An 8,731-nucleotide genomic window follows, 5' to 3' on the forward strand; every position below is an offset into this window, starting at 1 on the left:
ATGCTCTGCGTTGGCATGCATTTCGTGACGCTCCGCGTCACAGGTCTGCGCCGCACCGCACATTCAAGAGCTGACGCAGAGCTTCCAGAACGGCGTTCCCACGCTGGAGCGTGCGGAAGGATAATCGTCAGAGCGCCATCGTGCCAATGCTCTGCGTTGGCATGCATTTCGTGACGCTCCGCGTCATAGATCTACAGCCTTGTCCGGTAGCAAATGCAGCCGAGACAAGGTTTCAGTAGCAACAAAAAAAGCGGCTACCTCTCGATAGCCGCTTTCCATTTACCGCACTAATGCATCACTTCGGCAGTTTGAATGCCATCACGTAGTCACCCTGTTTGGTGCCCAGTGAACCGTGACCGCCCGCCACGACCAGCACGTATTGCTGACCGTCCTTGCCGGTGTAGGTCATCGGTGTGGTTTGGGCGCCTGCTGGCAGGCGACCTTCCCACAGCTGTTTGCCGTTACGTACATCGTAGGCGCGCAGGTATTGGTCAAGCGTACCGCTCAGGAAGGCCAGACCGCTCGCCGTTGTGATCGGGCCACCCAGGCTTGGAACGCCCATGGTCAGCGGGATCGGGATTGGCGAACTGTCACGCACGGTACCGTTTTTGTGCATCCAGATGGTTTTGTGGGTGGTCAGATCGACCGCCGCCACGTAACCCCACGCCGGTGCCTGGCACGGCAGGCCCATTGGCGACAGCAGTGCTTCCAGGATCACGCCATAAGGTGCGCCCTTGTTCGGCTGCACGCCTTCGGTTTCGCTCTTGCGGCCAGGGCCGCCTTCGACTTCGGCAGCAGGCACCAGCTTTGAACGGAACGCCATGTAGCTCGGGTTGACGAAGGCAATCTGACGAACCGGGTCGACGGAAATACCGCCCCAGTCGAACACGCCGAAGTTACCCGGATAAACAATCGAACCCTGCAGCGATGGCGGCGTGAACGGGCCGTCGTAGCGCAGCGACTTGAAGTCGATTCGGCACATCATCTGGTCAAATGGCGTCACGCCCCACATGTCGCGCTCTTTAAGCGGCGGCATGAAGTTCAGGTCGGACTTGGGCTGGGTCGGCGAGGTGTGATCGCCTGCAACAGCGCCTTGCGGAACCGGTATTTCGTTGATCGGCACAATGGGCTGACCGGTGCTGCGGTCCAGCACGTAGATGCTGCCCTGCTTGGTCGATGCCAATACCGCCGGCTTCACGCCATCAGCCGTTTTCATGTCCAGCAGGGTCGGTTGACCACCCACGTCCATGTCCCACAGGTCATGGTGGGTGAACTGGTAATTCCAACGTACGCGACCCGTCGCGATGTCCAGTGCAACCAGACCCGCGCTGTATTTCTCGGAATCCGGCGTACGATCGCCGCCCCATTGGTCAGGCGTCTGGTTACCCATCGGCAGGTAGATCATGCCGAGCTTTTCATCGACGCTGAACATGGACCACATGTTCGGCGAGTTGCGCGTGTAGATCTTGCCTTCGGCAATCTGCGCAGTCTCTTCCGGGTTGCCGCTGTCCCAGTTCCAGACCAGACGGCCAGTGTGCACGTCGTAGGCACGGATCACGCCGGACGGTTCGTCCATAGAGACGTTATCGGTAACGTGGCCGCCGATGATCACCAGGTCTTTGGTCACTGCCGGTGGCGACGTGGAGTAATAGCCGCCCGGAGCAAACGTACCCATGTTGGCAGTCAGGTCAACCGAACCCTTGTTGCCGAAGTCTTCACACATTTTGCCGGTATCGGCGTTCAGCGCGATCAGACGGGTGTCGGCAGTCGGCAGGAAGATTCTGCGTGGGCATGCATTTGAAGTGGCGCTGGCTGCGGCCGGTGCTGCCGGGCTTTGTGCCGGGGCGCTGGCTGCATAGGCTGCGTCGTCATGATAAGTGACGCCACGGCAGGTCATGTGCGCCCAGCCTTTGAAGTTTTTCGCATTCTGGGTGCTGAGTTTCGGGTCGAAGCGCCAGATTTCCTTACCCGAATCCGGATCAAGTGCGATCACCTGGCTGTGCGGCGTGCACACGTAGAGCATGCCGTTCACCTTGAGCGGTGTGTTCTCGGCAGTGGTTTCACCCGGGTCGTTCGGCCCAGGGATGTCGCCAGTGCGGAAGGTCCAGGCCGGTTCCAGTTTGTTGACGTTTTCCGGCGTGATCTGCGCCAGAGGCGAGTAGCGGTCACCGAATGCGGTACGGCCGTAGGACTGCCAGTCGCCGTCAGGCATGGCCGGAGCGGTGTTGGTGGTGCCGGCAGTTTCGCGGTCCAGCTGGCCTTCGATACGGCCAGGGTTAGTGAACTGGCTCGCCAGCGCGGTCAGACCGGCCAGCACGACAGCAACGCTCAATGCGCCAGTGCCCAGGCGCGCCGGGCCATTGCGCAGCAGTGGCTTGCGGAACCACGGCAGCAGCAGGACGATGCCCAGTGCGAACCACAGCGCCAGGCGTGGTACCAATTGCCACCAGTCGAGTCCGACTTCCCACAACGACCATACAGTGCTCGCGAACAGCAGCAGTGCATAAAGGCCCAGCGCAGCCGCGCGACCAGTGATCAGCAACACGCCGGTCACGGCGAAGCCGATACCGGCCAACAGGTAATACAACGAGCCATCCAGTTGCAGCAGTCGGGCACCACCGACCAGCAAGGCCAGCCCCATCAACAGGATCACCAGCCCGAGCAGGGTCGGCAACAGGCGATTTCTATTTGAAGCACTGTCAGTGCTCATAATGCGAATCTCCGCGAGAAATAAGTAGTTGATATCTTGTTTTCATGTACGCCGCCGACCCTGGCAGCATTCCCTGAGGCTGTTTATTGAAACGAATCACCGACGGTCGAATTCAACATCACACAGAACACGGTTGCCCATTCAGCGCGGCCCGGTCATTGATTCGTAGACCATTGCCGCCCGAATTCGTGCATAGGTGTTTATTCAGCGGAGCCTCTTCAGAAAGGAAACCTGAAGTCCTTAAACGCGCAATGATAGGACGCTAACGATTTTTCTAAAAGCGATAAACCTGACATGGATCATTGCAAGGTCGGCAACAGTGGCTCAAGTCGACTGTGTTTTATGAAAGCGCGGCGCTTACAATGGCAAACTTTTCGGGAAGACCTGCGCGCTCCAGGAAGCTGTTCAGGCTGCTATCCCTCTTCATCAGCTTCAAGGCTCATCATGACAACACCCAATTCCGATCCGCTGCACGGCGTCACGCTGGAGCAGATTCTCAGGGCTCTGTTCGAACATTACGAATGGTCCGGCATGGCCGAGCGCATCGACATTCGCTGTTTCAAAAGCGATCCGAGCATCAAATCCAGTCTGACTTTTCTGCGCAAGACGCCCTGGGCGCGTGAAAAGGTTGAAGCGTTGTATGTGAAGTTGCATCGCGGCAAAGGCTGGTAACAGTCCCGCCAGAAAAGCCCGGCATGGACGCTGGAACTCAAGGATAACGATTGATGCACCGCGAACACTCAACTGCGCAGGGACAGCGCTATTACACCCTTGTTGCAGCCTGCCTCGGCTGGTCGGGGCTGGTCATCCAGCTGTACCTGATCTTCATTGGCCGTTATGCCGATCACGCCAGTCTGCTGGGCGGGCTGGTGCGGTTTTTAAGTTTCTTTACCGTACTGACCAACACCCTGGCAGCTGTCGCGCTGAGTTGTGCCCTGACGGCGCGGCAGTCGGCAGGCCACCGTTTTTTCCGGCACCCGGTGGTATGCGGCGGCATTGCGGTGAGCATTGCGCTGGTGGGCATCGCTTACAACATTCTGTTGCGCCATCTGTGGCACCCGCAAGGCTGGCAGTGGGTGGCCGATGAGTTGCTGCACGACATAATGCCGCTGGCGTTCGTACTGTACTGGTGGCTGTACGTGCCCAAAGGCGCGTTGCGCTTGCGCCATGTACCGCTGTGGGCGATCTATCCGATCATCTACTTCGCCTACGTCCTGCTGCGTGGCCACATGCTTGGTGACTACCTGTATCCATTCATCGATGTCGGCACGATCGGTTTTCCAAAGGCATTCATCAACGCGCTGGGCGTGCTGCTCGGGTTCTTGCTGGTTGCACTGTTGCTGCTTTGGGTCGACAGATGGGCGGCTCGTCGCACGATGTGAGTCGCCCAGGCTTGCCTATTCTTCAGTGCCGTCCAGCTTCCAGTAGCCAGCGGCCTTGACGAAATCCTCTTGCAGGCCGAACTCATCGAGCAGCACACGGCGCAGCTTGCGTGACAGCGCGGATTCGGTCGCGACCCACGCGTACAGCTTGCCCTCGGGCATCTCCAGGCGACGCGTGACATCCACCAGGCTCTGCTCGCCGCGTACGATCCAGATCACGTCGACCTGTGCGGCGCTGTCGAACACCTGCTGTTCCTGCGGGTTGGCCACTTCGACCACCACCAGCGCAGCACGGTTGGCGGGCAGCGACTCCAGGCGTCGAGCGATGGCGGGAATCGCCGTTTCATCGCCGACCAGCAGGTAGCTGTCGAACATGTCCGGCACTACCATTGAACCCTTTGGCCCTGCGATGTGCAGAAATTGCCCCGGTTCAGCCTGAGCCGCCCAGGTGGCAGCCGGGCCTTCGCCGTGCAGAACGAAGTCGATATCCAGCTCACCGCTGCTTTCGTCATAGCGACGCGGGGTGTAATCGCGCATCGGTGGACGTGGTGCGTCCTTGTCGCTGGTAGCGGCCAGGTCTTCCAGGGCAGCCTGTTCTTGCGCTGTCTGCGGGAAAAACAGTTTAACGTGGTCGTCTGTGCCCAGACTGATGAAGCCTGCCAGTTCCGGGCCCTGCAAGGTAATGCGGCGCATCAGCGGCGTCAGCTCTGTGACTCGCAACACTTTTAGTTTGCGACGCTTGATTTCATGCATGACGCGATGGATTGACTGGGGCGAATTCATGCCGACTCCTCCGAGGTAGGTTGAGGCCCATCGACGACAGCCTTGGCCGTGCTGTTGAGCAACTCGCTGACCCGCAGAATTTCTTCCGGGGTCCAGCGACCGTGGTGCATCTGCAGTGCGTGGCGCAGGTTGTGCACCGCTTCGTGGATTTCCGGCGGACGATCGTGGCCGCGCAGTGAGCGCTTGCTGACATCGATGCGCATGCGCACACCTTCCAGCGCCACGGCCTGATCTTCCAGGGATTGGCGACCCGCATCGGTGATGGTGTAGAGCTTCTTGCCAGCCTGGGCATCGCCGACCACCATTTCGCTTTCTTCAAGAAACGTCAGGGTGGGGTAGATAACGCCGGGGCTGGGGCAGTACGCACCCTCGAACAGACCTTCGATCTTGCGGATCAGGTCATAGCCGTGTGCGGGCTGTTCGGCGATCAGTGCCAACAGCAGTAATTTCAGATCGCCAGGGGCGAAAACCCGAGGGCCACGTCCACCGCGTTCACGGCCTGGGCGTTTTTCAAAACCGTCGCGATCTTCACCTGGTTCACGAGGATGCGGCGGACGGTGGTGGGGAGGGTGTTTATCTTCACGCATGTTTTTGATCTCTGGTTACAAGTTAGATATACCTTAAGATATATCTTATTGTAATCACAGAGCTGGCAGACGAGCGGTCATTGCCGGTCAAACACCCTTGGGCGGGTCGGCAAGCGGGGCATTGCACATCGCCTGTCCGTGGTTCTCCAGGTACGGGGTCAGGATCGGAGCCATACCTTTGAGTACCTGCACCGGCAACGCCGAGGTGAAGCGAAAGCCTTCGGCGGCGCGTCCCGGTACGAACGCGGTCAATGCGCCGAAGTGGTTGTCGCCGATATAAAACACAAAGGTCGCCGTGCGATTGATCGCCCTGGAACTGAGAATGCGTCCGCCTGCGCCGATGCTCTCGATCCTGTTATCACCCGTGCCAGTCTTGCCGCCCATCGCCAGCACGCTGCCGTCCTGCATCTTGAAGGTGCCTTGCACACGCTTGGCGGTGCCGCCATCCACCACCTGCGACAAGGCTTCGCGCATTGCCGCGGCAACTTCTGCTGGCAGCACGCGCTGGCCCAGCTCCGGGTTGATGGTCAGTTCGGTGTCGTAAGGTGTACCAGCTGCAAAATGCAGACTGTCGATACGCACGGGCGGCAAACGGATGCCGTCGTTCTGGATAATGCCGATCAGCTCGGCCAGCGCCGCCGGGCGATCACCCGAGCTGCCGATAGCTGTTGCCAGCGATGGCACCAGATGGTCGAACGGATAGCCCACGCGCTGCCAGCGCTGTTCGATATCCAGAAACGCTTCGACCTCCATCATGGTCCGTACGCGGCTGTCGCGAGCGCTTTTGTGGCGACTCTTGAACAGCCAGCCGTAGACTTCCTGACGCTCGTAACGACTGGCGGCCACGGCGTCCTTGAATTGTGCTTCAGGGTGTTTGAGCAGGTAGCCCACCAGCCACAGTTCCAGCGGGTGGACTCGGGCGATGTAGCCTTGATCGGGCAAGTCGTAAGTGCCCGGCCCATAGCCCTTGTACAAGTCGGCAAGACGCTTGTCGGTCAGCTTCGAGGTTGCTTTCGGCTCATCCAGATGCGCACGGATGAACGCGTTGAACGTCGCTTGATCAGCCCCAGGCAGCAAGTAGCGATGCACGGCAGCCAAGCGGATGGCCGTGGGATGGATACCGTCCAGAAAAGTATCGAGGCGTTCCTGAGTGGTCTTTTCCTTGTAGCGTTTCCAGAAGCGCAGCAGGAACACCGTGCCCTCGCGGTCGGCAAACTGCGCGAGGTATTCCTGACGGCGCGGGTTGTCGTCATCCTTGAGCAACTCGGCGCTGTTGTTGGGCGCCTGATACGTGCTGTAGCGCACCACATCGCGCATCAGGCGAATGAACGGCAGGTTGATCGACTCACGCAGCGACTCGCGCAGGGTGGGAATCCGCTCGTTGTCTTCGCGCCTGAAGTTATTGAAACGGTGCATGCCACCACCGGTGAAGAACGCCTCTGCCGGGCTGGCCGAATAGGTGCGATCCAGCGCGGCCGAGAGCATTTTCGCCAGATCACGGTCCTTGTTAATCAGCAGGTAATCCACCGCCCAGCGAGTCAGCCGGTCAGGTTCTTCGACAGGCACCTTGCGCAGTTGCGCGGTACTCAGATTCCCATACCGCCCGTGCAGCTCGGCGATGATCTCCAGGTAAGTGGTCAGCACGCGCATCTTCGCGGTCGAACCCAGTTCCAGCTTGCTGCCTTCGTTGATGTCGAACGGCTGATCAGTGCTGTCGGTCTGCACCCTGACCCGCGAGCCATCCACGCCGCGTTCGAACAGCGTGAAGCTATAGCGTACCTGGGTTGTACTGGCCGGGGTCAGCAGCCGCTCTCCCATCAAACCGGTTTTTGCAGCGAACTCAGGGTTGGCCAGGTCACGCAGGTATTGGCTGACGCTGCGCTGCAATTCGCCATGCAGGGTACTGGTGGCCGACAGATCAAGACGGTCCAGGTCGTAAAGCGGGCGATTGAGCAGGTTCGACAAACGAGTGCGCGCGACACTGATGCCTTTATTGGTTTCGATAGGCTGAATGGTCGGCTGCTGCGCCCAGTCGCGGTAGGTGACCTGGGCTGCCAACGCGGCATCGGCCAGCGGTTGATCAATGACATTGGCCTGGGCCAGCAGACGTAGGTGGCTGTCGGTCAGGTCCGCCAGTTCCAGGCGACCCTTGGCCAGATAGTGCGACGGACGACGCTGGGCAATGACCAGTGACAGCACTTCGCGCAGGGCGAGCGCCTTGTCGGCCAGCCGCTGTTTGTCTGTGGGGCTGGAGGCCAGTAAGTCATTGGTTTTGGCAAAATCCGCACCGAACCACACCCGCAACCCTTCGGCCAGCCCATGCACTTCACCGTGCCCCGGCACCGCGGACAACGGCACACTGTTCAGATAATCACGCACCACCCGCTGGCGTACCGCGAGGGTCTCGCTGCCCGGTTGATAAGCGCGAACGCTGGCGGAAATCATCTGCCGCAACTTCTCTGAACCCGACAGCGTCAGCCCGTCGGGTGAATGGCGATATTTTTCCAGTTGAGTGGCAAGCGTACTGCCGCCAGCCGACTGGCCGGGGAGGGCGAACATCTTCGCCAGTTGCGACCACGCGGCCTTCACGAAGCGTGGCCAGTCCACTGCCGGGTTGGCCAAGGGTTGCTGCGGGTCCAGCAAGTCGCGGTTTTCGATAAACAGCAGGCTGTTCACCAGCAGTGGCGGAATAGCGGTAAAGGTCGGATAAAACTGCTGCGGGTATCTGAACTCATACAACGGTTTGTTTCGGCAATCAGTGATCGACAGGCCAGCCTGGGTCTTTTCCTCGTAAGGCACGAAGAAGCCATGCTGAACGTAGCGCATCAGCTCTGGTGAGAAACGGGTCTGGCGAGTAATCACATAATCGCGCTTGAGCAGACGCTGCAGGAACTCATCCAGCGACGAATAGCCCAGGCGCCTGTCGAACGGCCCGTCACCTGGATACACCACATCGTGACTCGGCCCAGGCTGCATCGAATAACTCAGGCTCGCGGCAAAGCGGCTGAACTCCCGCGCCTGCAGCCTTGAACTGCGGCTCTCCACCGTTATTGCAACACCCAGCGCAATGCAGGCCAGCACCACAATCACCCAAAACACCCACCACCCGTATCGCTTGCGACGCGGACGCTTTGGCGCGCGTGGGTCATCCTGGCGGTCAGCTGACAGCGCTTCATGCTTGCTATCGGAATGCCGAAATACGCCCATAGTCGATTGTCCGGTCATCCTTTCAACGCACCTGACCCAAGCTTAGGGAAGGTCTGAAGTAG

Annotated in this window: 6 protein-coding genes; 2 read left to right on the forward strand and 4 right to left on the reverse strand. The window is 59.6% G+C overall.

All coding sequences use genetic code 11. From position 1 onward, the window contains the following. Positions 1 to 295 precede the first annotated feature (295 nt). Positions 296 to 2,710 carry a glucose/quinate/shikimate family membrane-bound PQQ-dependent dehydrogenase gene (locus ALO64_RS09740; protein WP_044344715.1) on the reverse strand — a complete coding sequence of 805 codons (2,415 nt, stop codon included), beginning with the start codon at positions 2,708 to 2,710 and terminating at the stop codon, positions 296 to 298. Between the two features lie 444 nt (positions 2,711 to 3,154). Between ALO64_RS09740 and ALO64_RS09745 the strand changes: the two genes are divergently transcribed. Both ALO64_RS09745 and ALO64_RS09750 read left to right on the forward strand, forming a co-directional pair. Continuing rightward, the gene (locus ALO64_RS09745) at positions 3,155 to 3,382 is read left to right on the forward strand and encodes a VF530 family protein (RefSeq protein WP_044344714.1); all 228 of its coding nucleotides are present in this window, start codon (positions 3,155 to 3,157) and stop codon (positions 3,380 to 3,382) included. Between the two features lie 53 nt (positions 3,383 to 3,435). Then, complete coding sequence (locus ALO64_RS09750) at positions 3,436 to 4,092, forward strand: Pr6Pr family membrane protein (protein ID WP_044344713.1); 657 nt, start codon at positions 3,436 to 3,438, stop codon at positions 4,090 to 4,092. Between the two features lie 15 nt (positions 4,093 to 4,107). Here the strand turns inward: ALO64_RS09750 and ALO64_RS09755 are convergent, their stop codons facing one another. From ALO64_RS09755 to ALO64_RS09765, 3 genes are all read right to left on the reverse strand, one after another. Further along, a complete protein-coding gene (locus tag ALO64_RS09755) occupies positions 4,108 to 4,875 on the reverse strand; it encodes a siderophore-interacting protein (RefSeq protein WP_044344711.1) in 768 nt (255 codons plus the stop codon). Further along, positions 4,872 to 5,462: a PadR family transcriptional regulator gene (locus ALO64_RS09760; RefSeq protein ID WP_002554881.1), complete on the reverse strand. Its 591-nt coding sequence runs from the start codon at positions 5,460 to 5,462 to the stop codon at positions 4,872 to 4,874. The genes ALO64_RS09755 and ALO64_RS09760 overlap by 4 nt, the downstream gene beginning before the upstream one ends. Before the next feature lie 87 nt (positions 5,463 to 5,549). Beyond that, positions 5,550 to 8,669, reverse strand: coding sequence for a transglycosylase domain-containing protein (locus ALO64_RS09765; RefSeq protein ID WP_044344710.1), 3,120 nt, complete (start codon positions 8,667 to 8,669; stop codon positions 5,550 to 5,552). Positions 8,670 to 8,731 lie beyond the last annotated feature (62 nt).

This window comes from Pseudomonas meliae, from assembly GCF_001400515.1.
Classification (GTDB): Bacteria; Pseudomonadota; Gammaproteobacteria; order Pseudomonadales; family Pseudomonadaceae; genus Aquipseudomonas; species Aquipseudomonas amygdali.